19 protein-coding genes are annotated in these 23,783 nt (G+C 38.3%); 5 read left to right on the forward strand and 14 right to left on the reverse strand.

The features are described 5' to 3' along the window. Positions 1–13: 13 nt before the first annotated feature. Positions 14–3,115 carry a CHAT domain-containing protein gene (locus ACLLO5_RS18920; RefSeq protein ID WP_413172024.1) on the reverse strand — a complete coding sequence of 1,034 codons (3,102 nt, stop codon included), beginning with the start codon at positions 3,113–3,115 and terminating at the stop codon, positions 14–16. 699 nt (positions 3,116–3,814) lie between these two features. On the opposite strand from ACLLO5_RS18920, the gene ACLLO5_RS18925 reads away from it, so the two are divergent. Beyond that, the gene (locus tag ACLLO5_RS18925) at positions 3,815–4,666 is read left to right on the forward strand and encodes a universal stress protein (protein WP_413172025.1); all 852 of its coding nucleotides are present in this window, start codon (positions 3,815–3,817) and stop codon (positions 4,664–4,666) included. 85 nt (positions 4,667–4,751) lie between these two features. On the opposite strand, the gene psbM is transcribed toward ACLLO5_RS18925, so the two are convergent. From psbM to ACLLO5_RS18950, 5 genes are all read right to left on the reverse strand, one after another. Then, positions 4,752–4,865 (reverse strand): photosystem II reaction center protein PsbM, encoded by a 114-nt coding sequence (psbM, locus tag ACLLO5_RS18930; protein ID WP_013190040.1) that lies wholly within the window; start codon positions 4,863–4,865, stop codon positions 4,752–4,754. 121 nt (positions 4,866–4,986) lie between these two features. After that, positions 4,987–5,283, reverse strand: coding sequence for a 2Fe-2S iron-sulfur cluster-binding protein (locus ACLLO5_RS18935; protein ID WP_413172026.1), 297 nt, complete (start codon positions 5,281–5,283; stop codon positions 4,987–4,989). Between the two features lie 192 nt (positions 5,284–5,475). Then, positions 5,476–5,613 carry a photosystem II reaction center protein K gene (locus ACLLO5_RS18940; RefSeq protein ID WP_006195022.1) on the reverse strand — a complete coding sequence of 46 codons (138 nt, stop codon included), beginning with the start codon at positions 5,611–5,613 and terminating at the stop codon, positions 5,476–5,478. 160 nt (positions 5,614–5,773) lie between these two features. Next, positions 5,774–6,979: a tRNA guanosine(34) transglycosylase Tgt gene (gene tgt / locus ACLLO5_RS18945; RefSeq protein ID WP_413172027.1), complete on the reverse strand. Its 1,206-nt coding sequence runs from the start codon at positions 6,977–6,979 to the stop codon at positions 5,774–5,776. A 157-nt stretch (positions 6,980–7,136) separates the two neighbouring features. Further along, a complete protein-coding gene (locus ACLLO5_RS18950) occupies positions 7,137–7,589 on the reverse strand; it encodes a hypothetical protein (protein ID WP_413172028.1) in 453 nt (150 codons plus the stop codon). A gap of 383 nt (positions 7,590–7,972) precedes the next feature. Between ACLLO5_RS18950 and cobS the strand changes: the two genes are divergently transcribed. Beyond that, positions 7,973–8,749 carry an adenosylcobinamide-GDP ribazoletransferase gene (gene cobS, locus ACLLO5_RS18955; RefSeq protein WP_413172029.1) on the forward strand — a complete coding sequence of 259 codons (777 nt, stop codon included), beginning with the start codon at positions 7,973–7,975 and terminating at the stop codon, positions 8,747–8,749. Positions 8,750–8,783: 34 nt separating this feature from the next. Here cobS and ACLLO5_RS18960 read toward each other — a convergent pair whose 3' ends face one another. The 6 genes from ACLLO5_RS18960 to ACLLO5_RS18985 all read right to left on the reverse strand — a co-directional run bounded on the left by ACLLO5_RS18960 (position 8,784) and on the right by ACLLO5_RS18985 (position 18,741). Beyond that, positions 8,784–9,410, reverse strand: coding sequence for a type I restriction endonuclease (locus ACLLO5_RS18960; RefSeq protein WP_413172031.1), 627 nt, complete (start codon positions 9,408–9,410; stop codon positions 8,784–8,786). Between the two features lie 217 nt (positions 9,411–9,627). Then, positions 9,628–13,218: a DUF4347 domain-containing protein gene (locus ACLLO5_RS18965; RefSeq protein ID WP_413172032.1), complete on the reverse strand. Its 3,591-nt coding sequence runs from the start codon at positions 13,216–13,218 to the stop codon at positions 9,628–9,630. 178 nt (positions 13,219–13,396) lie between these two features. Next, positions 13,397–13,540, reverse strand: a complete 144-nt coding sequence (locus ACLLO5_RS18970; protein WP_413172033.1) for a hypothetical protein — start codon at positions 13,538–13,540, stop codon at positions 13,397–13,399. A 222-nt stretch (positions 13,541–13,762) separates the two neighbouring features. After that, entirely contained in the window at positions 13,763–17,305 is a 3,543-nt protein-coding gene (locus ACLLO5_RS18975; protein ID WP_413172034.1) for a DUF4347 domain-containing protein, read from the reverse strand. A 168-nt stretch (positions 17,306–17,473) separates the two neighbouring features. Beyond that, entirely contained in the window at positions 17,474–17,896 is a 423-nt protein-coding gene (locus ACLLO5_RS18980; protein ID WP_413172035.1) for a DUF4332 domain-containing protein, read from the reverse strand. A gap of 50 nt (positions 17,897–17,946) precedes the next feature. Then, positions 17,947–18,741 (reverse strand): PhzF family phenazine biosynthesis protein, encoded by a 795-nt coding sequence (locus tag ACLLO5_RS18985; protein ID WP_413172036.1) that lies wholly within the window; start codon positions 18,739–18,741, stop codon positions 17,947–17,949. A 54-nt stretch (positions 18,742–18,795) separates the two neighbouring features. Here ACLLO5_RS18985 and cbiE point away from each other — a divergent pair, with 54 nt between their 5' ends. Continuing rightward, positions 18,796–20,007, forward strand: a complete 1,212-nt coding sequence (gene cbiE / locus ACLLO5_RS18990) for a precorrin-6y C5,15-methyltransferase (decarboxylating) subunit CbiE (RefSeq protein ID WP_413172037.1) — start codon at positions 18,796–18,798, stop codon at positions 20,005–20,007. Beyond that, positions 20,004–20,621 (forward strand): metallophosphoesterase family protein, encoded by a 618-nt coding sequence (locus ACLLO5_RS18995; RefSeq protein ID WP_413172038.1) that lies wholly within the window; start codon positions 20,004–20,006, stop codon positions 20,619–20,621. Before cbiE ends, ACLLO5_RS18995 begins: the two co-directional genes overlap by 4 nt. 53 nt (positions 20,622–20,674) lie before the next feature. Here ACLLO5_RS18995 and ACLLO5_RS19000 read toward each other — a convergent pair whose 3' ends face one another. After that, positions 20,675–21,283 carry a hypothetical protein gene (locus ACLLO5_RS19000; RefSeq protein WP_413172039.1) on the reverse strand — a complete coding sequence of 203 codons (609 nt, stop codon included), beginning with the start codon at positions 21,281–21,283 and terminating at the stop codon, positions 20,675–20,677. A 330-nt stretch (positions 21,284–21,613) separates the two neighbouring features. After that, complete coding sequence (locus ACLLO5_RS19005; RefSeq protein ID WP_413172040.1) at positions 21,614–22,204, reverse strand: thylakoid membrane photosystem I accumulation factor; 591 nt, start codon at positions 22,202–22,204, stop codon at positions 21,614–21,616. 190 nt (positions 22,205–22,394) lie between these two features. Between ACLLO5_RS19005 and ACLLO5_RS19010 the strand changes: the two genes are divergently transcribed. Continuing rightward, the gene (locus ACLLO5_RS19010; protein ID WP_413172041.1) at positions 22,395–23,732 is read left to right on the forward strand and encodes a MurT ligase domain-containing protein; all 1,338 of its coding nucleotides are present in this window, start codon (positions 22,395–22,397) and stop codon (positions 23,730–23,732) included. The last annotated feature ends 51 nt before the right edge of the window (positions 23,733–23,783 follow it).

Raw genomic sequence — 23,783 nt, forward strand, 5'->3', positions numbered from 1 at the left:
TAGCAAAACTAACTTACAACCCATTACCAATCAAAATAAATGCTGCCCAATAATAAGGACGCTGAAATTCATTATTATTTTTGTCAGTTAATAAGGTAATTTGCGCTTTATGTAATGCTTCTGCTTTAGTAACATTTCCTACTTTTAAGACTTTATAAAATTCATTCATTAAAGCTTGTGTTCCTCCATCATAAACACTCCATAAAGAAGCTATAGAAGCTTTTGCACCTGTAAGTTGGATTTGATATCCTAAACCCAAAATTTCTTGTCCATTACCTAACTTTTCACCTAAACCTGTTTCACAAGCACTCAAAACTACTAAATCTACATTTGGTAAAGACCAATTTTCAATATCTCCCAGAGTTACTTTTTCTCCATTTCCAAAAAGAATAAATGAATTTTCTGGTTCACCACTAACAAGTAATCCATGAGTTGCCAAATGCACAATTTTATAATCATTCATTTGGGGAATTGTCATTTGCGGAGTAAATTGATTATCTAATAGTATTTTTGTCCCTGGAATTGTTTTAGCTATGTTTTCTACTTCTACTTTGGCGTATTCTAAACCACTAAATTCTGCTTGACGTTCATTGTTTAACTTGACTGTATATTTGCCTTTGGTAAAAGCTGCTGCTAAGGTTTGCAGATTTTTTTGAGGTTTATTATCTAATTTGGTCAAACTTGCAGCCGTGATATTATTGATAATAAATCTCTGTACTAACCAATTCTGTCCATCATATAATGCTGCTAAAGGAATATATCTGAGTCGGTCATCAGGTGCATAAATGATCGCTTTTGCATCAGCTTGTTTGAGGTCATTTTCAATGGGCTTAATCAGATAATTATATAATTTATTTGCTATTCCTTTCACATCCTTTGGAGGATTGAGTCTAGTTAGTTCTTGTCTAAATTGTGTAACTAGTTGATCTAATTCTGTTTTTTTAATTTGTACTGTCCGATGTATAGGTGGTGCGTCAGCACTGACTATCACTAATTCTAGTCTATCATCCAAAACTAAGGGATAAAGTAATACGGCTTTTTGATTTAATTGCTTTAAATTATCCCGAATAGAATTAAGTTGACGTAAATTAAGATTTTCCTGTCTGGTGGTGACAGATAATTGTTGTACTAGAGAAACTACAGCAGGACTTTTGATAAATTTATTAAATTCGGCTGTAATTTGTTGTTCTGATTTTACTAATTCAGCAATGCGTTTCGCTTGGGTCGCAGTACGATTTTTTTGAGGAATTTTCCGCAGGTCTGTTAGTTCTTTACCCAAAGATATGGCTTTATCTTGAATAGCACTATATTTTTGAGTAATTTCTTGTTCTTGAGGTTGGAAGGGGACTATTGCTGTAGAAGAAGTTGTGATTTTATCGGGACTTCTTTGGTTGTTATTAGAGGTAATATTGGTTTTTGTAGGACTCCTTTGGCTGTCACCAATAAAATCTACTACTTCTTGGATTTTCAGTAAATCTAAAACTTCTTGTGCTTCTGCGGGACGATTTTGTTGCAGTAATACATCCGCAAGTCGGCGATATCTTTCTGAGACAGTTTCTGTATAAGATTTCTGGATATTTATAGGAATAAAACGCAAGTTTTGACGGATGTTTTCTGTGAGATTTACTGATTGTTTATAGAATGCGATCGCCAGTTGTGATTGTTTTTGATTAAATAGAACATCACCGAGAAATTTCAGAGTTGCAGATTCACTTACTTTATCCCCAATTTCTCGATGTATTATTAATGCTTGTTGATACAATTCAAAAGCTTTTTGATCCTGATTTTGTTGTTGATATATTTGTCCTAAATTACTAATTGTTACACCTTCACCTGTTCTATCCCCAAGTTCTTGATAATTTTTTAAAGCCTGTTGATTTAATTCTTTGGCTTGGTCATATTTCCCTTGATTTTGATAAATACGTCCTATATTATTTAAGGTGAAAGCAATTCCTGATTTATAGTTATTGTCTTTGTATATATTTAAAGCTTGTTGATATACATTTAAAGCTTGATTATATTTACCTAAACTTAAATAGATTTGCCCAATATTATTAAGATTTAAAGCTTTACCTTGAAACTGAAAAGAATCATTACCAAAGGCATCGCCAACATTGGCACGACTGGTAATTTGTTGGATGGCTTGGGGATTATTTCCTAAAGCACTATAAAGTAATTCTATATCTCTTTTAGTTGCATTTTTATATTCACTGCTGTTAAGTCTTGTATAAATAGCTGAAGACTTTTCCGATGATTCTAAGGCTTTTTGATATTGACCCAAGCTAAAATAAACACTTCCTAAGTTATTCCAAATTGCTGCTTCTAAACCATAAAAGCAAGTCAATTTTTCTTTGTAACAATAGTCTTGAACAGTATTTAATGCTTGTTGATAATTATCTATTGCTTGAGCATAATTACCCAAATTTAGGTAAATAACACCAATATTATTAGTAATTTCGGCGCTATTAATGCGATTATTATCTGCTTTCTCCATTGCTAAATGCTGTTGATAAAATCCCAGCGCCTTTTGATACTGTCCTAACCGAAAATAAACCGCACCAATATCAGACAGCATATTTTTTTCACTGTTACCATAGCTGTATGTTTTGGGATTTGCAGTTTTTAGTTCTTGGAGAATAACTAAAGCTGGTTGATATACTGCCAATGCTTTTGCATAATTGCTCAAATTAACGTAAGTTTTTCCCATGTAAGAGAGAGGTATCCATTCATTTTCTCGATTACGGTTTTTACGATAAATATCTAAAGCAGGTTGGAAAAATTCTAAGGCTTTTTGATATTCTCCTTTTTGCAAATACACATAACCAATATTGACCAGACTGCTGGCTTCTCCATCTGTGGCTTTGTATTTTCTAAAAATAGCTAATGCCTGTTGGAACATTTCTAAACTAGTGTTTAATCCCTCTATGGAAACTAAGTCTGTATAAACTATTTCTTGCCCTCTCACATTGAGATTGACTGCTTTGACAATTTCTTCTTCAGATGTTGTTTTTAGTGCTTGTGCTAGAATCGGTTGGGAATGAGAAAAAATCAAATATGGAGAAGCTAAAGAAATCAATATAGTTGCAGCAGTTAAAGGAAGTTTTATGCTTATCATTTTGGTAAAAAGACTATTAAGGGTTAGGGTAATGGCAGCAATATATCAAGGAATCTCTGTATCTCGACAAAATGCGATAGGTAGGGAACAGGGAAAAGAAGGAATAAAGGTGTACTGAGTTTGTATGGCTACGCCACGCAAGCTATCAAAAATCAAATAAGAGTTCTATATCTTGGTTACGTAGACAGCGACGCTATACTGTTCGGTTAAGAATTTTTGTAGGGTTGTATCTTAGAGGAAGTAGTACAAATTGCTGCTATACCCAACCGTAACCCAGAAGCTTGTAGCATCAAAGAATTACAGGACAGAATATAGATTGTTTTAATTTTTTGATGATTTTTCTTATAGAAACTTAACCAATTCTAATTAAAAAAGATTAATTTAGATTAAAAATAATAACTAACATCATATTTCGTAAAATTTATTAGGCTAAATTGAGAGTATGCTTAATCTATCGAAAGTCTAGTTGCAATTTTAAGTAACTAAGCGTAAACAAACTTAACATTTTATTAGTTTTTTGCTCATTGGTCAGTTTCATTTTTTATGATTAAAGACTGATTACCAATGACCAATAACTAAAGACTAAGCTTTATTTGCGCCTATTTACTGACTAGGTTTTTGAGCGAAGTGGAGAACATCAGTTCTGATGCTCAGTACTAGCAGCGAAACCCAAAGAACCCTTAAGAACAATTACGGAAGATGATACAAAAAATTTTGCTAGCTGTCTCTGGACTGGGACACGCAGAAGAAATGATGAAGACATTGAAAGAAATGCCATCTATCCAATCTGCAAAAGTCACAGTTCTGCACGTTGTACCCCCACAAAGCACTGCGGCTGCAATGACGGATAAATGGGAAGAAGGTGGCAAGATTCTGGCTAATGCGATACAGTCTTTGAATTTAGACCCTAGTCAGGTTTCTTCTATTTTGAGACAAGGTGATCCTAAAGATGTGGTTTGTCAAGTAGCTGAAGAAATGGATGCTGACTTGATAATTATGGGTTCTAGAGGACTGAAGCGACTACAATCAATTTTAGCTAACTCTGTCAGCCAGTATGTATTCCAGTTGTCTTCTCGTCCCATGTTGTTGGTTAAAGATGACATTTATGTCAAAAGAATTAAACGCATCATGGTTGCTTCAGATAACTCAGAAGCATCAACAAATTGCTTAAAAATAGCTTTATTTTTGTTGCAAGGTGTTGAAGGTGGTCAGTTGATTCTGTCCCATATCAATACAGATTTAGGCGGGAAATTGTCAGGAATTACTGATATCAAGCCAGAAAGAAATTCAGTTTTGGGAAATGCTGTTGCAGAAGCTGAAAAACAAAATATTCCTGTCCGTTGTGTAACCAGTAGTGGTAAACCTGGTGAAGAAATTTGCCGTTTGGCTGAAGAACTGAATGTGGACTTATTGCTGCTGGGTTCTCCAGACCGTCGTCCATCTATTGCTAAGAATTTTGTCGATTTAGATCGGCTTATTGGCGCTTCTTTATCTGATTATGTGCGAGTTAATGCCGCTTGTCCGGTATTGTTGGCGAGAACTGTAGGGTAAAAACTTAATTTCTACCTTCTGTCTCCTCAAAATTAAAAACCCTCTCCACCAATGGTGCAGAGGTTTTTATTTTTTCTCCAAACTCTTAGTTTTTTCCACCTTCACGGCTGGCAGTTTGGATGTAAAGAATGATTAAAAAAACGGAGGGAACAAGCACAAACAAAATGCTTGCTACAAACCCCAGGTCATTAACTTGCATAGCAAGATAGCCTCTCTTTAAATTAATTTTCAGTCAGTAATTTTAGAATAGCACCTTAGATGACAGAGTTATCCCAAATTTTCTGTTTCTGCAAATACTACTCTCCAGTTAATAGAGAAATTTAAGGTTTGGTAATAACGCTGACAGGTCCATTAACCATGGTTTGACAGGCTAAACGATAGTTATCAGGCTTGTTCTTGAATTTGCGGTTTTCAAAATCGGTACGGGGTGAGAGGTTTTCTAGTCCTTCGACAACTTCGACAATGCAGGTAGCACACTGGCCGTAACCACCGCAGTTTGTCATTTTTCCCAAGAATTTATAGATATCAATACCATTCTCCACGGCTTTGAGTCGGAGGTTGGCACCATCTGCTGCTACTATTTCTTTATTTTCTTTGACAAATTTGATGTTTCCCATAGCTAATTCCTCTCTGAGTGATAAGTGTGGTTTGTGGCTGAATTCTTGGTCAAGCTCGTTACAATATTTTACTTAAATTCTAAATAATTTATTGCAAAAGATTAAGAATTATCAAGTTTATAGAAGATGACGCGACAAAAAATAGGACAGGTACAACAATACACCTGTCCACAAAATTGATGATAAATTAATTTACCTGAAACCAACGGCTGCTTGCCAAACAAAAGCAAGTAACAAGAAGAAAACAGGAATTACAGGGAGTACATCTACCAAGGGGTCGAAGATTTGGTAAGCTTCAGGCAGTTTTGCTAATAATAGTGCGGCTTCCATGTTTGTTTAAATCCAACTAATCCAACACATCTTTCATAATTGAGAAGTATCTTAACATGGTTTGGTAATTGGTAATTGGTAATTGGGGATTGGTGATTGGTGATTGGTGATTGGTGATTGGTGATTGGTGATTGGGAAAAAGCAATAGGCAAAAGAAAGATTATATTTCTCCTCTGCTCCTCTGCTCCCCTGCTCCCCTGCTCCCCTGCTCCTCTGCTCCTCTGCTCCCCTGCTCCCCTGCTCCCCTGCTCCCCTGCTCCCCATCCTCTTTGAGCCAGTGGCCGAAGTCTGTCACAAAACGATCGCTCAAAATTGACTCTCTAATCTTTTGGGTAAAGCGAACTAGTTCGGTAATGTTGTGAATACTCAATAAGGTATAAGCTAATATTTCCTGCGATCGCACTAAATGAGATATATAAGCACGACTGAAATTTTGACAAGCATAACAAGGGCAAGTTTCATCTAATGGTGTAAAATCTTCACGAAACTTAGCATTTTTTAAGTTCCATCTTTCACCTGAGACGATTGCTGTTCCGTGTCGCGCCCATCTGGTAGGGATGACGCAATCAAATAAATCTACACCAGAAGCGATCGCAATGGCCATTTCTCGATAGGTACCCACACCCATCAAATAACGGGGTTTATTATGTGGTAAAAGTGGAGCTGTGGTCTTGACAATTTCTGCCATTAATTCCGTTGGTTCACCCACGCTTACCCCACCAATAGCGTATCCTGGCATATCTAATTTTGCTAAAGCTGACGCTGCACGGGCGCGTAAATCCAAATACACACCACCTTGAACGATGGGAAACAATGCTTGATCAGTGCGCTGATGTGCCACTATACAACGTTCTAACCAGCGGTAAGTGCGGTCTGTGGCTGCTTCCACCTCTTGACGAGTTGCGGGATAGGGAGGACATTCATCAAAAGCCATGATGACATCTGCCCCTAAAATATTTTGAATTTCTATGGAGCGTTCTGGTGTTAATTTAATAATTTGCCCGTCATGGGGGGAGCGAAAAGTTACACCTTCTTCTGTAATTTTCCGCATTTCGCTGAGACTGAAAACTTGAAAACCACCGGAATCGGTGAGCATGGGACCATTCCAGCCCATAAACTTGTGCAGTCCACCACCTGCGGCGACAATTGCTTCTCCTGGTTGAAGATGCAAATGATAGGTATTAGATAAAACCATTTGCGCCCCAGTATCCTTGAGTTGAGCAGGGGTAATGGTTTTAACATTTGCCAGTGTTCCCACAGGCATAAATCTGGGAGTTTCTACAAGTCCGTGAGGAGTGGAAAATACTCCGGCTCTAGCTTTCGTCTGACTACAGGTAGATAGAAGTTCAAAAGAAAAATTGGGCATTAGATTAGTAAGAAGGGTGTATGTGGGGTGTAGGGGATAGAGCAAGGAGATGGAAATATGGGAAGAGTAATTAATATAAAGCTTCCTTCCTACCTTCTACCTTCTACCTCCAGATAGCGCAGCGTGGCGCAAGCCATACTCCTGAACTTCTTGTTTCTTAAAAGCAATCCGAACAATCATCATCAATTTCTGCGTCCCATCTTGCTGATAGCACTTGATCCATCATTGCTTCTATGGTGGTAGCGTGAAAGTGGCGATCGCATCGTTCTTGTAATGGTGTAGACAGGGGAATTAAACGCAAACAGATATCTTCTTGGATTAAATCGAAGAAAGATTCTTTTTCGGATGGCTGCTTTAATTCCAGGTAGTCAAAACTATTAATGTTCAGATACAAGGCATTATTAGCAACGATTGTAGACCTTTGATGATGAACAAATACTTCCATTACATCCCCGTTACCTTCGCTCAGTAGCTTGTTGTCTTGGGTGTAGATGTAGTGGACTCGACCTAAATCAGTCAGTAATCGTCTGATGTCGAGCTTATTGACTATAATGCCAGTGTTAACAATACACGGAGCGGGTATCCTGGTGTCGGGTAGATGATGACTCATAGAGAAATGGCTATTGAGGGAAGGTGAATGACAACACAGCTAAAAAGTCAATTGCCTAGCTTTTTGACCCCTACATTTCCAAAATATCAACTTAGTAGGGCGATCGTCCAACAATCCGAAGTCAACTATTTAATTTAGATAGGTACAGGTACAGCATCCGCATCTACCTATGATTAATGTTGGCTGGTTTTGCCAGTAATAACTTTGTATTAAGTTTGACATTATTTTTTGTATACTAACTAAATTAGCATAACAAACTTTGTGGTGTAAGTCTCTAATTATCGCTGAAGCTTTACAAAAATCTGAAATATATGTGGATCTTCTTAATGTAAATATTACTTAGTGTTTACATAAAAATTATCGTAATTATACTCTTAAGTAAAATGACTAAAATGTTGCACTGGTGCAAACAGCAACTGTTAGATTTGATGGCAACTATAGTATTCTATACGGCTATTCCTCTACCGTATATCAAAAACCTGGAATTTGCCAGAGTTGCCTGTTTTGCGCCACTTGTAGGATTGATGATGGGAGGGATTTTAGGTTTATTGGATACGACATTTAATTATCTGAGCTTACCAGTATTAACTCGTAGTGCGCTGGTAGTAATTATTTGGATCTTTATTACGGGTGGACTCCATTTAGATGGAGCAATGGATACTGCTGATGGGTTAGCGGTGACGAATCCTGAACGACGGTTACAGGTAATGGCTGATAGTGCTACGGGTGCGTTTGGAGCGATGAGTGCGATCGCTATAGTAATATTAAAAATAACTGCTTTAACAGATATGCCAGAGAACCGCTATTTGGTATTAATGGCTGCTTGTGGCTGGGGAAGGTGGGGACAACAGGTGGCTATTTGTCGATATCCTTACCTGAAACCTACAGGTAAAGGTGCATTTCATAAACAGGCTATTCGTTCTGTGGGAGATTTATTCCCAAGTTTATTGCTACTACTGGGGTTGAGTAGTGTGATATGGTTCATCAATCCCCAAAATCTAGTGTTATCTGTGGGGATGATTTTAGCTGGGAGTGCGATCGCAACTTTAACGCCAGCGTGGTTTAATCATAAACTAGGTGGACATACAGGAGATACCTATGGCGCAGTAGTCGAGTGGACTGAAGCTCTATTTTTGTGTGTACTCACCAGCTTTAATTAGGATTTTTACAGCAGTTTTCATGTCTTTGTACTACCTAATTTTCTTTACATCTTTCCGCTATCTTCCGCAAAACTTGACAAGCAACTGCTAATTCACTTTTATTAGTTAAAGGTGCAAAAACTCTGGATATTGCATATTTTTGATTTTCTACTTTTACAAAAACAATATCATCGCCATTAGTTAACATAGCAAAAGTAGGATAATTTTGATTCGGGTTAGCCATTAAATAAGCTAGAGTTTGTGGTAATGCTGACCAAACTGATAACATAGTTTTTTTAGACTCTACAACTATTATCCATAGTCGTTCCCGTAATACTAAAATATCTATCCTACCCTGTAAAGTTTCTTCACTATCGGCTACTATGATCTGTACAGATTCTTCTGCTTTAATTCTAAAAGGTGGATCATATAAACCAGCAATGGTGAGTAATGGAGAAACAAGTAATAAAATTACTGTACTTTCTAATAAATGTCCACCGGAACGATGATAAATATAACGTTGCCATAAAATTTCTAAGTTAGAGATATCATGAGAATTAACTTCTGGTAATTGATCATACCATTCTGTAAAAAAATCTTGAGCCGCAGTGCGGGTTAACCCAAATCTTTTTTCAGCTTCAGCAATGGTGCTAATAGTGTCAGTAACAGCTACTGTTTGCATGGTAGATTTTTTAGTGGTAATTGCTAAACCATAAGATGGGTTAAATCTAGCTTAACCCACTAACATCATCAATAATCAAGTCTGAATTAGGATGTCCAGGATTTAAGGATTTACAGGATAATGATTCAGACAAAATAAAATCTCAACTCTACCCTTAAAAAGGGGGGGAATTTTTCTCAAAGTCCCCCTTTTAAAGAGGAACTTTTAAAACATCCTCTTAACTAAACAAGAAATTAGCACCAAACAAGTTATCACTGAAATTTGTACTGGTGAATCCAACTGTACCGGATATAGTAACTAATAACGTACCAGTGCCAAAACCAGTATTACCAGCAATACCATCACTCAAACGCAGTAAAGTATTACTACCTGATGTCACCACATCAATATTAGTAATGCCTGTAAACTGGATTTTATCACCACCCAAACCACGGACAAACTGAGTAATAGTATCCGCACCATCTCCAGAGGCATAATTAACGATATCTACAGCACCATCATTTAAACCCAAATTGAGTTTATCGTTACCTAGTCCACCAATAAAAGTATCAGCACCTGCTTTACCATCAAGGATATCATTGCCAGCAAAACCTATTAGGATATTAGCTGCGGCGTTACCTGTGATTTTATTAATCAGGTCGTTACCAGTACCATTAATGGCAGATGTACCTTGTAAGGTCAGATTTTCTAGGTTGCTTCCTAATGTATAACTAAGAGTGCTGAACACTGTATCAGTTCCTTGACCAGAAACTTCGGTAATGCTATCTCCTGCATTATCAACATAGTAGGAATCGTTACCAGCACCACCAATCATGGTATCTGTACCTTGTTTACCATCGAGGACGTTGTTACCAGTGTTACCAGTGAGCGTATTATTGAGAGTGTTACCTGTACCTTTAAGGGCAGATGTACCAGTTAAAATCAGGTTTTCTAAGTTGGCTTTTAATGTCCAAGTAACAGAAGATTCAACGGTATCAATACCTTGATTTAAAGCTTCAACAATGACATCACCAACATTATCTACCACATAAGTATCATTGCCAGCACCACCACTTGATGAATCTGCACCTATACCACCATTGAGAGTATCATCACCACTTCCACCATCTAAATTATCTTTTCCTGCACCTGCTATGATCCAATCATTAGCAGCGTTACCTAAAAAGCTGACAGTACCAGTAAACCCACTTAAATCAAAGCGTTCAAAGCTGGTGATGGTTGTACCAGGGATATTTAATTGATTAGTCGCGTTAGTGGTATTGATGGTAATGGTATCGGTTGTAGTTCCTCCGGTAATGATTAGGGTATCTGTGCCTGTGTTACCGTTAAGGATGTCATTTTGCTTGAGGTTGTCAAAGGTGCTGGTGATGGTATCATGACCCCCTTGAGCGTCTATGATATCTTTTTGGGGTGTGGTAATGAAGTTTTCGTTCGCTGCTGTACCTGTGATAGTGTACTGTGCTATTTCACTCACATCAATAATCTTTAAACCACCAGTTTCATCAGCCACATAAGCGTAGTTGCCTATTACTTGTACATCCCAAGCACTACCATTTGTATCATAATTACCTACAAGGATAGGGGTACTAGAATTAGTGATATCTATGATTTGTAGTCCTGAAATCCCATCAGCGAGGTAAGCGTGATTTCCTACTACATTTAGGCCATAAGCCTCACCCGAAGTATCATAACTGCCTTTGAGAGTGGGATTACTGGGATTGCTGATATCTATTATTTGCAGTCCTTTATCCGCATCAGCCACATAAGCGTAATTTCCTACTACTTGCACACTGAAAGCATTACCAGAAGTATCATAACTGCCTTTGAGAGTGGGATTACTAGGATTGCTGATATCTATTATTTGCAGTCCTGAACCACCATTAGCCAGGTAAGCATAATTGTTTAATATTTCTACATCCCAAGCTAGACCAGCAGTATCATAATTACCAGTGAGGACGGGAGTGTTAGGATTGCTGATGTTGATTATTTGCAGTCCCTTATCCCAATCAGCTACATAAGCGTAGTTGCCCACTACTTGTACACCATAAGCAGATCCAGGAGTATCATAACTGCCAGTGAGGATGGGAGTGTTAGGATTACTGATGTTGATTATTTGCAGTCCTTTAGACGAATCTGCTACATAAGCGTAGTTGCCCACTATTTGTACACCATAAGCATATCCACGAGTATCATAACTGCCAGTGAGGATGGGATTAGTGGGGGTACGGATGTCAATAATTTGCAGACCTAAATTCTCATCAGCCAAATAAGCGTAGTTACCTACTACTTCCACACTATAAGAACGACCAGAAGCAGCATAGTTGCTTTTTAAAGTAGGAACAATAGGGTTGCTGATGTCTAATATTTCTACTCCTGAATCCCCATCAGCCACATAAGCATAATTACCTGCCACTTTTACATTTAAAGCATAACCAGAAGTGTCATAATTACCCACAAATATGGGTGCGCTAGGATTGCTAATGTTAATGATTTGTAATCCTGAGATATCATCAGCTACATAAGCATAGTTGCCTACTATTTCCACATGATTAGCATAGCCAGAAGTATCATAACTACCCTTGAGAGTGGGGTTACTGGGATTGCTAATGTCAATGATTTGCAGACCTGATGAACCAGCAGCAACGAAAGCGTAGTTGCCTACTATTTGCACATTACCAGTTATGTCAATACGATAATTAAAGTTAGAAGTATAAACGCCCTTAAAGATTGGAGAAGTAGGGTTGCTAACATCAACAATTTGCAGTCGTGAAGAACCAAGTAGGTAAGCGTAATTATTTACTACTTCTACACTACTAGCACCCCAGCCAATAGTAGTATGATAATCTGGATACTGAGAATAATTGTTTTTAAAGATAAGAGTGGGATTAGTCGGATCACTGATATCAAGGATTTCTAGTCCTTGTTCAAACAAAGCATAAGCATAATTGCCAACTACTTTGATACCCCAATAACCAGCAGAAAAAGTATAGCCTGAAGTATGATAATAAATGCTTTTGAGGGTAGGGGAATTAGGGTTGCTGATATCAAAGATTTTTAGTCCTGAATTGTAATTAGTTACATAAGCGTAGTTGCCTACTACTTGTAACCCTGTTGTATGATCAGAGACAAAAGGATTAGTAGGAAAATAACCACTTCCCTTTAATACAGGGTTATTAGGGTCGGTGATATCAATGATATTTAGTTCAGGTCCAACTGCATAAGCATAGTTACCAATAACAACTACATATTTTGCAAAGGCTAAATGATCCCATTCTCCGACTAACGTGGGTGTAAATACTCCCTGATAGGTGTTGAGGGTGTCTGCATGAAAAACAAGAGATGTCCAATTATTTTCAGGAATATTAATTTCTAACTCCCAATTTCCTCCTAAAGCTGCATTTCCCGTTTTTGTTGCGGTTGCGCTAATGGTTGCGTTGGTAATCTCATGCAACTTGCGAATGAATTCTTCCCCAGCATCCCCCGCAGCGACGTTACAACCATAGAGTAAGATACTTTTGCTTTGCCAAAGCTGCAAGAAATCAGTATATTTATTGATATTATCTAAATTCAGTTGACCATTTCCTAAATACAAACATCCCGGAGAACCGTGGGAAACGATATGAATAGCGGTAATTTGGGTATGCTGTCGTAAAAATTCGGTAATTTCTTCAATTCCGTCTTTATTTTGGGACAGAATAACTGTTTCTACACCTGCAACAACACCTGTCTGTAGAGTTTGGTAGTCATCAACAGCAGCATCAATAAAAACAACGGTAGAAGTTTGATTGAGTAAAAGATTGTTCAACATAGTTGTTACTTTTGCACCTGGTAACGAAGTATGGTGTTTCATTGCATGAAAAATAGGGTTTAGCATTGCTAAACACTTAATAAAATTAATCTAAATGAGCTTAAATGGCAATAATCTAGTAATAGATTTAACTTATAAGGTGATAGTGCAGAACGTAAAAACAGAAATTTAATCAACCCTAGCCAGATTTTGCGCTTGGTGACTCCACTGTTTTACCAATTCTATCGCTGGACACAAAATCCTGATGCTGACAAGATAAAATTTCAACCATCACAAACAATCCTGCAACAACATCCTGTTCGCGCAGCGTGGCGTTAGCCATAAATCCTTAAATCCTGGACATCCTGATTCAGACAAAATAAAATTTCAACTATCACAAACAATCCTGCAACAACATCCTGTTCGCGCAGCGTGGCGTTAGCCATAAATCCTGTAATCCTGGACATCCTGATTCAGACAAAATAAAATCTCAACTCTACCCTTAAAAAGGGGGGAAATTTTTCTCAAAGTCCCCCTTTTAAAGAGGGACTTTTAAAACATCCTCTTAACTAAACAAGAAATTAGCACCAAACAAGTTATCACTAAAATTTGTACTGTTGAAACCAGTTGTACCCGATAAAGTAACTAATAACGTACCAGTTCCAAAACCAGAATTACCAATTGTTCCATCACTCAAACGTAGTAAAGTATTACTACCAGATGTGACTACATCAATATTAGCAATACCTGTAAACTGGATTTTATCACTACCGAAACCACGCACAAACTGAGTAATAGTATCTGCACCATCATTCAAAGCATAATTGACGATATCTACAGCACCATCATTTAAACCCAAATTGAGTTTATCGTTACCTAGTCCACCAATCAAAATATCTGCACCTGCATTACCAGTCAGGGTATCGACACCAGCACCACCTGTGAGAATATTAGCTGCTGCATTACCCGTGAGGACATTATTTAAGGTATTCCCAGTACCATTAATCGCAGATGTTCCTTGTAAAGTCAGGTTTTCTACATTATTGACTAATGTATAACTAACAGTGCTGAAAACAGTATCAGTTCCTGCATTAGCAGCCTCGGTGATGATATCTCCTACATTATCAACATAGTAGGAATCATTACCTAAACCACCTATCATGGAATCCGCACCATTTTTACCATCCAGGATATTATTACCACTGTTACCAGTGAGGGTGTTATTGAGAGTGTTACCAGTACCTTTAATGGCCGCTGTGCCGGTTAAAGTTAACTTTTCCAGATTGGTTTTTAATGTCCAAGTGATAGAAGATTCAACAGTATCAATTCCCCCATTCAAACCTTCACCGATGATATCGCCAATATTGTCTACTACAAACGTATCATTACCTGCTCCCCCAATTAAGAAGTCTGCACCTGTTCCCCCATTCAAGTAATCATTACCATTTCCACCAGTTAAATCATCATCTCCTGCACCTGCTTTAATCCAATCATTAGCAGCAGAACCTAAAAAGCTGACTGTACCTGCAAATGCACTTAAATCAAAGCGTTCAAATCCGGTGATGGTTGTACCAGGGATGTTTAATTGATTGGTGGTGATAGTGGTATCAATGGCAATAGTATCATCCGCAGTTCCCCCGGTAATGATGAGGGTATCTGTGCCTGTGTTACCTTTTATGGTGTCGTTTTGCTTGAGGTTGTCAAACGTGCTGGTGATGTTATCATTGCCACCTTGAGCATCTATGATGTCTATTTGGACTGTGGTAGTGAAGTTTTCGTTCGCTGCTGTACCTGTGATAGTGTACTGTGCTATTTCACTCACATCAATAATCTTTAAGCCGCCCTCATAATCAGCCACATAAGCATAGTTGCCTACTATTTCCACATCGAAAGCAATGCCAGAAGTATCATAATTACCGACGAGGGTGGGTGCGGCTGGGTTGCTGATATTGATGATTTGCAGTCCTGAACTCCCATCAGCCACATAAGCGTAGTTGCCTACTATTTTTACATCACCAACCCCGCCAGAAGTATCATAATTGCCGATGAGTGTGGGTGCGGCTGGGTTGCTGATGTTGATGATAGAGAGTCCTGAACCACTATCAGCCACATAAGCGTAGTTGCCTACTATTGTTACATCACCAGCCCCGCCAGAAGTATCATAATTGCCGATGAGTGTGGGTGCGGCTGGGTTGCTAATGTTGATGATTTGCAGTCCTGAACCACTATCAGCCACATAAGCGTAGTTGCCTACTATTTCTACATCCAAAGCAGAGCCAGAAGTATCATAATTGCCAATGAGGGTGGGTGCGGCTGGGTTGCTGATGTTGATGATTTGCAGTCCTGAAAAACTATCAGCCACATAAGCGTAGTTGCCTACTATTTCTACATTCTGAGCATAGCCAGAAGTATCATAATTGCCGACGAGGGTGGGTGCAGATGGGTTGCTGACATTGATGATAGAGAGTCCTGACAAACTATTAGCCACATAAGCGTAGTTGCCTACTATTTCTACATCTAAAGCATCGCGAGAAGTATCATAATTGCCGACGAGGGTGGGTGCGGCTGGGTTGCTGATATTGATGATTTGCAGTCCTTTATCCCCATCAGCCACATAAGCGTAGTTGCCTACTATTTCTACATTCTGAGCATAGCCAGAAGTATTATAATTGCTGATGAGTGTGGGTGCGGATGGGTTGCTGACGTTGATGGTAGAGACTCCTGAACTACCAGCAACATAAGCGTAGTTGCTTACTATTTCCACATCGTAAGCAAAGCCAGAAGTATCATAATTGCCGACGAGTGTGGGTGCGGCTGGGTTGCTGATATTGATGATTTGCAGTCCTGAATCCCCATCAGCAACATAAGCGTAGTTGCCTACTATTTGCACATCGAAAGCAAAGCCAGAAGTATCATAATTGCTGACGAGTGTGGGTGCGGCTGGGTTGCTGATATTGATGATAGAGAGTCCTTTATCCCAATCAGCAACATAAGCGTAGTTGCCTACTACTTGTACATCTACAGCAGAGCCAGAAGTATCATAATTGCCGATGAGTGTGGGTGCTGCTGGGTTGCTGATATTAATGATAGAGAGTCCTGAAGAATCATCAGCTACATAAGCGTAGTTGCCTACTATTTGCACATTCCTAGCCAAGCCAGAAGTATCATAATTGCCGATGAGTGTGGGTGCGGCTGGGTTGCTGATGTTGATGATAGAGAGTCCTGAAAAATTATAAGCCACATAAGCGTAGCTGCCTACTATTTCCACATCGGAAGCAGGGTAAATAGTATCATAATTGCCGATGAGGGTGGGTGCGGCTGGGTTGCTGATGTTGATGATAGAGAGTCCTGAACCACTATCAGCAACATAAGCGTAGCTGCCTACTATTTGTATACTCTCACCATTAGAAATATCATAGCTACCCTTGAATACAGGGTTGTTGGGGTCACTAATATCAATGATATTCAGTTCATCCCCTACTGCGTAGGCGTACTTACCGACGATTGTCACATCATTGGCATACCTTAAACTATCCCACACACCGACTAATGTGGGTGAAAATACTCCTTGATAGGTGTTGAGGGTATCTGCATCAAAAATAGTCTCCGACAAATAAGGTAGAGACGTTCCATGGAACGTCTCTAAATCTGTAACGGGAATATTAATTTCTAACTCCCAATTTCCTCCTAAAGCTGCATTTCCCGTTTTTGTTGCGGTTGCGCTAATGGTTGCGTTGGTAATTTCATGTAACTTGCTAATAAATTCTTCCCCAGCATCTCCCGCAGCGACGTTACAACCATAGAGTAAGATACTTTTGCTTTGCCAAAGCTGCAAAAACTCAGTATATTTATTGAGATTATCTAAATTCAGTTGACCATTTCCTAAATACAAACATCCCGGAGAACCGTGGGAAACGATGTGAATAGTGGTAATGTGGGGATTATGTTGTAAAAATTCGGTAATTTCCTTAATTCCGTCTTTATTTTGGGACAGAATAACTGTTTCTACACCTTTAATAACACCTGTCTGTAGAGTTTGGTAGTCATCAACAGCGTAATCAATAAAAACAATGCTAGAGGTTTGATTAAGCAAAAGATTGTTCAACATAGTTATTACTTTTGCACCTGGTAACGAAGTATGGTGTTTTACTGTAGGAAAAATAGGGTTTAGCATTGCTAAACACATAATAAAATTAATCTGAATGAGCTTAGATGGCAATAATATTGTAATAAATTTAACTTATCAGATTGCAGTGCAGAACGTAAAAACAGAAATTTAATCAACCCTAGTCAGGTGTTGCGCTTGGTGACTCCACTGTTTTACCAATTCTATAGCTGGACACAAATCACGTCGCTGTAAAGTTGCTACCTGCAAACGCAGAATTTGTTGGTGTAATCTATGAGTAGGAATTTGCGCTAATTGTGCCACAGAAATCACACCTGCATGAAGTAATAAACCACAATATTGTGTACCTACGCTGGGAATACGTGCTAAATCTGCCAAAGCAATCCATTTATTCACATATTGAAGATGTACCTGCAATTTACTCGCCAAAGCTAACCTTGTTTCTGGCGTTTTTCCGTGTTGAAATAATGCCCCAGTTGTACTAATACCAAAATCTAATAATTGGCTTTGTTCTGTGGTATTTAATCCTGGTAAACTTTCAATCGGCCAGTCTGCATTTAATCTTAAATTCATATAATTTCTTCCTCTTCTTTGCGTGTCTGCGTCTCTGCGTGAGAAAAAAATTAATTTGTAATTAATTCACCACGCATCACAGTTATAGCTTGTCCAGCCAAAAACACACGCTCATTGCCCATATACCTTACCTTAACTATACCACCTCGATTAGAAGCCTGATAAGCTAAAAATTCATCTTTATTTAACTTATTTCGCCAAAACGGTGCTAAACAACAATGGGCTGCACCAGTTACTGGGTCTTCATCAATCCCTAAACCTGGTGCAAAAAAGCGAGATACAAAATCATATCCAGTTTGAGAAATACTTGTGACTATTAAATTATTAATAGGTAAGTTTTTCATTTGTTGAAAATTCGGTTGCATTTCTCGCACCAAATCTTCAGATGCAACTTCTACTAAATAACCGAGTGAATTTAAATATACACCCTGACATTCTATGCCTAAAATATCATTTAATTCTGCTGGTGTGGCAATTGCTTGGGAATGATTGACTGGGAAATTTAATTCTATCCAATCACCTTGGCGTTTAGCAGTTAATAAGCCGCTTTTAGTGGCAAATTGTGCTTCTTCATCGGGTGATAAATGCCCTTGTGACCATAATACATGGGCGCTGGCTAAAGTGGCGTGACCACAGAGGGGAACTTCTACAGTGGGTGTAAACCAACGTAAATTAAATATGTCGTTTTGTTTGATTAAAAAGGCTGTTTCTGATAAGTTCATTTCCTGGGCAACTTTTTGCATCCAGTCGTCTGTTTGAGGAGTTGCTAATACACATACCGCCGCAGGATTTCCTTTAAATGGTATGTTGGTAAATGCATCTACTTGGGTAATGATTTGGTTCATAAAATCAGTAAAAATTAAAAATTATTTTACGAGAACGCGAAAAAGGAGGGTTTTTTGGATAAAAAATGGTTGTCTATTGTGGGAATAGGTGAGGATGGAATTGAGGGATTAAGTCTGATGGCTCGTTCTCTTTTTGACCAAGCTCATATTATCATGGGTGGGGAACGTCATTTAGCGATGTTGTCCCCAAATGATTCTAGGGAAAAATTTATTTGGAGGTCTCCTTTTCAGGATTCTATAGCAGAAATTATTCAACGTCGCGGTGAATCAATTTGCATTTTAGCTAGTGGCGATCCTATGTGTTATGGTGTGGGTGCAACTATTCTTAAACATATTCCTATTTCTGAAGTTACTATTATTCCTTCGCTTTCGGCTTTTAGTTTGGCTTGTTCTCGGTTGGGATGGAATTTCACAGAAGTTGAATGTTTGAGTTTATGTGGTCGTCCTGCTTCTCTGTTGCAATCTTATATTTATCCTGGTGCGAAGTTATTGATTTTGAGTGAGGGTAAAAATACACCGGGAATTGTTGCAGGAATGTTGACAAACCGGGGTTATGGTGATAGTAAAGTTACTGTTTTAGAAAGAATGGACGGTATTCATGAACGCATTCTAACAGGTGTTGCTGCTAGTTGGCATGAAACAGATATCGCGGCTTTAAATACTCTTGCGGTGGAATGTATTGCTGATGTGGGAATAGTTGCTTTATCAAGGTTTCCCGGCTTACCAGATAGTGCTTTTCACCATGACGGACAGTTGACGAAGCGGGAAGTGAGGTCAGTGACTTTATCGAGTTTAGCACCTTTACCGGGGGAGTTACTTTGGGATATTGGGGCTGGTTGTGGTTCTATTTCTATAGAATGGATGCGGGGTCATGTGAGATGTCGTGCGATCGCAATTGAACAAAATTCCACTAGACTCAAATATATTGCTGATAACGCTTCTGCTTTGGGTACTCCCCATTTACAAGTCATTGCTGGGAAAGCACCAGAAGTTATCCAAAATTTACCCACACCTGATGCTATTTTTATCGGTGGAGGTGTGACAGCACCAGGACTGTTTGATATTTGTTGGAATGCATTGCGTTCTGGGGGAAGAATAGTTGCTAATGTTGTGACTTTGGAAGGAGAACAAACTTTATTTCGGTGGTATGAAAAGGTGGGGGGAAATTTCACCCGCATTTCTATTCAACGTGCAGAACCTATTGGTAAATTTTTAGGTTGGAAGGGAATGTCGCAAGTTACCCAATGGGTAGGATATAAATTATGAAAATAGCGATAATTTCTGATATTCATGGACATTGGCCAGGACTGGAAATTGTGGTTCAGCATATCCAGTCAAAAGATGTGGATAGAATTATTTGTTTGGGTGATTTGGTAGAAGGTGGAGAAGATAATGATTTTGTAGTCGAATTTATTAAAAATAAGAATATTTTAACGGTTCGTGGTAATCATGATGAAAATAACGATTGTCAACTCCAGCCAGATAACCAAAATTGGTTAAGCAATTTGCCAGAAACCATAATTGAAAATGGTATTATGTTTACTCACATTTCACCACGATTAAATAAAAGAGCCATTCAAGATAATATAGAAGCTTGGAATGTATTGGAAGAAGTAAAGTTTAGATTAGTGTTTATCGGACATTTGCATTTTCCCGCTATGTTTGGGAACAGATATGATTTGTTTGGTGAAGCTTGTCCTTATAATGTAGATTATGGTGAAATTATTTTAGATCCCACAGACCGTTATATCATTTCTTTTGGTGCAATTGGCTATGCGCGTGGTGGAGGTAAATTTATTCGCTACGGTATTTATGACTCTGTAAAAAATTCCGTTGAATTTATTAAATTAGAGGGTGAACTTTTACCTTACGGACAATAGAAATAAGGTCAAAAGTTAGGTCTGCGTAGTAGCGCCTTTTGATCATTTTGACATCAACCAATGGGATAATTACCAGGGTTGACTGCATGAATAAATTCACTACCGGAATGTGGTCTTCCTCTTTTATAAGCAGCTTCTTCTGGTTTTCCCCAACCCATTTGCAAAATGACTTCTAAAAAGTTCGTATTTTCCCATTTTATTAAACTTGCCCATTCTGTTCTTTGGGCAATTCTTTCTACATCTAATTTATTGATTTTTTCGTGTTGTTTGCCATTACTAATACTTAAATATAATTCCATGTCTCCTGTAATCTCCTGCCAAAATTGAAAGATGGAATTTTTCGCTGCTTTCAATATTTCTAAATCAGAGTTTAATGCAATTAACTGCGCGTCAACTTCTGGATAATGCAAAGTTTTACTTTTAATAGTCAGTTCTTTCCAGACAATTCCCGAAACTAGATTTTCTCTTTGATATTCATGAATAGAGGCTTTAAAATCTTGATAAGCTGTGAACTTTTGTAGCCCTTCGGTTGTGATAAACTGGTCTATAACAGGATTGCCTGAAACTTTCACCTCTAACTTTAGGCGTTCTCCTTTCAAGCAAGCTTGGCGTTCTGCTGCTAAAATTTGGATGAGTTCCTGGGTAGTATAAACTTTGGACATCGGAACAAACCTAATTAGTTATTAGTTATTGTCAGCTGTAATTTAAATATTATCTCTTGACAGCAATGGAAATGCAGTATCAGAACAAACGAAAATTTTCCACCTGGAGATGAGAAATGATGAAGATAGAAAATAAGTCCACACCAGCGGACTTGTAGATAAGTTAAGTCTTTTGTGTATTGTTTGTAAAAATATAGCAGGAGTCAGGAGTCAGGAGTCAGAAGTAAAACCCTTTTGTAGTCTGAATTTCACCTTTAATTGATGTCCTAATCAACCTATCTAGTGCTATACAAAAGATTGCAGATATTTTACTGCTGACTCCTGTTGTATCTACTGACTCAACTCACTGCTATATTCATTAAATGAACGTTGCTTGAACTCAATTGACTGGTCACGGGGTAAAAAATTAAACACTTCTCTAAATTTATCGTCTATCTCTTCAAAAGGTACTTGACCTGTTTTATTCAAGATGACTTTTCCCGACTGGTCAAACAGGACAACTTGCGGCACAACCCCTGTATAGTAATATCCTGGTTCTGTGGGGTCATAGCTTTCCTTCAGGGGAATAGTATCAACACTGATAGGGATAATTTCCGCAGCGCGTCCATAAAATGCTTGAGTTTGGGAAATAAACACCGCATACTGTTTACAATCGCTGCTATCATCCACATAAAATGCCAGCATTGCGGGTTTATGTTCTGCTAAAGTTTGAGCTAGAGTTAGTTTGGAAGGTACTAGGGAACCATTACCAGCAAAAACTACGAAAATATTACCTTCATACCTATCATCTTTCATACCTGCAAAAGCTGGCTGCATACCTATCATGAATATGCAAAGCAGCAATAAGAGGCATTTTGACACCAACCGTCGCCAGTTAGCAATTATTTTAGTTTGTAAAAAAAGCCACTTTATGCTATTCATCAACAGGAACCTTATTCAACTCTTTTGCCTAGATATATAATTACATCTGGACGCTATTTTTTAACCATAACTTGTAGTGGTCTTATCTCTAGCATCAATTTTAAATTCTTGATGGCTGGTATTTTTTGCCAAGATTAGCTACACTGGCAAGATTAATTTTGTAATTAAAGACTATTACTTAAGAACTGCTGTGGGAAAGAAAATACAACTTATAGATAGAGTCCGACTGGGTTTAGCTGTATCCATTGCTAAAAGTGTCACATTTATTGTACGTTCTCTGGGTCTTGGTGCTGCTAGTGTGTTACCAGGTTCTATTGCGCGACGCATTGAACCCAGACTTTTGCAATTATTGAGTCAGCAGGTTAAAAACGGGGTAATTTTAATTGCGGGAACGAATGGGAAAACTACCACAGCCCTGTTATTATGCACTATTTTAGAACACAAAGGTTTCAAAATTGCCCATAATTCTACTGGTGCAAATCTGGAAAATGGTTTAGCAACTGCTTTGATAGAGAATACTAGTTTATTAGGTTCTTTAAATGTTGATTACGCGATTTTGGAAGTTGATGAAAATATTGTTCCCAAGGTTTTAGAACCTCTGCAACCACGGATTATTCTTTGTTTAAATTTGTTTCGTGACCAACTTGATAGATATGGGGAAGTTGACACGATTAGTAAACGCTGGACAAAGGTTATTTCTACTTTACCAAAGGAAACCGTAGTTATTCCTAATGCTGATGATCCGACTTTATCGTATTTGGGTCAGCAGTTAAATCAAAAGGTGTTGTTTTTTGGTTTAAATGAACCAGAACATTATTTAGAAGCGATTCCTCACGCGGTAGATTCTATCTATTGTCCGAAATGTGGACATTCTCTAGATTATCAAGGTGTTTATCTTTCTCATTTAGGAGATTTCACTTGTCCTAGTTGCGGGTTTAGTAAGAGTAAACCAAGTTTGGAAAGTGGTCAGTGGTCACAAATTCTGGTGGGTTTGTACAATAAATATAATACTTTAGCCGCTGCTACTGCTGCAAAAGAATTGGGAGTTGATGAAATCACAATTAGGGAAACTATTAATAATTTCCAAGCTGCTTTTGGTCGTGCGGAAGATTTGGTAATTGATGGTAAACGGGTGAGGATTTTGTTATCTAAAAATCCTGTGGGAACGAATGAAACTATTCGCGTTGTTACTCAAAGTACAGATAAAACTACTTTGTTGGTTTTGAACGATCGCACTCCTGATGGTACTGATGTATCATGGATTTGGGATGTGGATACTGAAAAGTTGGTTGAACGGGGTGGAACTTTGGTGGTGAGTGGCGATCGCGTGTATGATATGGCGTTAAGATTGCGTTATAGCGAGAAGTCTGTTGAGAGTAAGATTAACTTGATTGTCGAGGAAGATTTAAGGAAAGCTATTACAACAGCTTTGGAACATACACCAGCAAATGAAACTCTGCACATTCTTCCTACTTATTCTGCAATGTTAGAGGTGCGGGAAGTGTTGACAGGGAGGAAAATTCTTTAAAAATTCTATTTTGTGATTCTGGGGGAAGTGAAGACTACCCCAGTAACAATT

The organism is Anabaena azotica SJ-1, from assembly GCF_047275885.1.
Taxonomy (GTDB): Bacteria; Cyanobacteriota; Cyanobacteriia; order Cyanobacteriales; family Nostocaceae; genus Trichormus_B; species Trichormus_B azotica_A.

Bases quoted from the DNA above. Each gene is read 5' to 3' on its own strand.
- ACLLO5_RS18920 (WP_413172024.1), bottom strand. From the start codon at position 3,115: ATGATAAGCATAAAACTTCCTTTAACTGCTGCAACTATATTGATTTCT.
- ACLLO5_RS18925 (WP_413172025.1), top strand. From the start codon at position 3,815: ATGATACAAAAAATTTTGCTAGCTGTCTCTGGACTGGGACACGCAGAA.
- psbM (WP_013190040.1), bottom strand. From the start codon at position 4,865: ATGCAAGTTAATGACCTGGGGTTTGTAGCAAGCATTTTGTTTGTGCTT.
- ACLLO5_RS18935 (WP_413172026.1), bottom strand. From the start codon at position 5,283: ATGGGAAACATCAAATTTGTCAAAGAAAATAAAGAAATAGTAGCAGCA.
- ACLLO5_RS18940 (WP_006195022.1), bottom strand. From the start codon at position 5,613: ATGGAAGCCGCACTATTATTAGCAAAACTGCCTGAAGCTTACCAAATC.
- tgt (WP_413172027.1), bottom strand. From the start codon at position 6,979: ATGCCCAATTTTTCTTTTGAACTTCTATCTACCTGTAGTCAGACGAAA.
- ACLLO5_RS18950 (WP_413172028.1), bottom strand. From the start codon at position 7,589: ATGAGTCATCATCTACCCGACACCAGGATACCCGCTCCGTGTATTGTT.
- cobS (WP_413172029.1), top strand. From the start codon at position 7,973: ATGACTAAAATGTTGCACTGGTGCAAACAGCAACTGTTAGATTTGATG.
- ACLLO5_RS18960 (WP_413172031.1), bottom strand. From the start codon at position 9,410: ATGCAAACAGTAGCTGTTACTGACACTATTAGCACCATTGCTGAAGCT.
- ACLLO5_RS18965 (WP_413172032.1), bottom strand. From the start codon at position 13,218: ATGTTGAACAATCTTTTACTCAATCAAACTTCTACCGTTGTTTTTATT.
- ACLLO5_RS18970 (WP_413172033.1), bottom strand. From the start codon at position 13,540: ATGGCTAACGCCACGCTGCGCGAACAGGATGTTGTTGCAGGATTGTTT.
- ACLLO5_RS18975 (WP_413172034.1), bottom strand. From the start codon at position 17,305: ATGTTGAACAATCTTTTGCTTAATCAAACCTCTAGCATTGTTTTTATT.
- ACLLO5_RS18980 (WP_413172035.1), bottom strand. From the start codon at position 17,896: ATGAATTTAAGATTAAATGCAGACTGGCCGATTGAAAGTTTACCAGGA.
- ACLLO5_RS18985 (WP_413172036.1), bottom strand. From the start codon at position 18,741: ATGAACCAAATCATTACCCAAGTAGATGCATTTACCAACATACCATTT.
- ACLLO5_RS18995 (WP_413172038.1), top strand. From the start codon at position 20,004: ATGAAAATAGCGATAATTTCTGATATTCATGGACATTGGCCAGGACTG.
- ACLLO5_RS19000 (WP_413172039.1), bottom strand. From the start codon at position 21,283: ATGTCCAAAGTTTATACTACCCAGGAACTCATCCAAATTTTAGCAGCA.
- ACLLO5_RS19005 (WP_413172040.1), bottom strand. From the start codon at position 22,204: ATGAATAGCATAAAGTGGCTTTTTTTACAAACTAAAATAATTGCTAAC.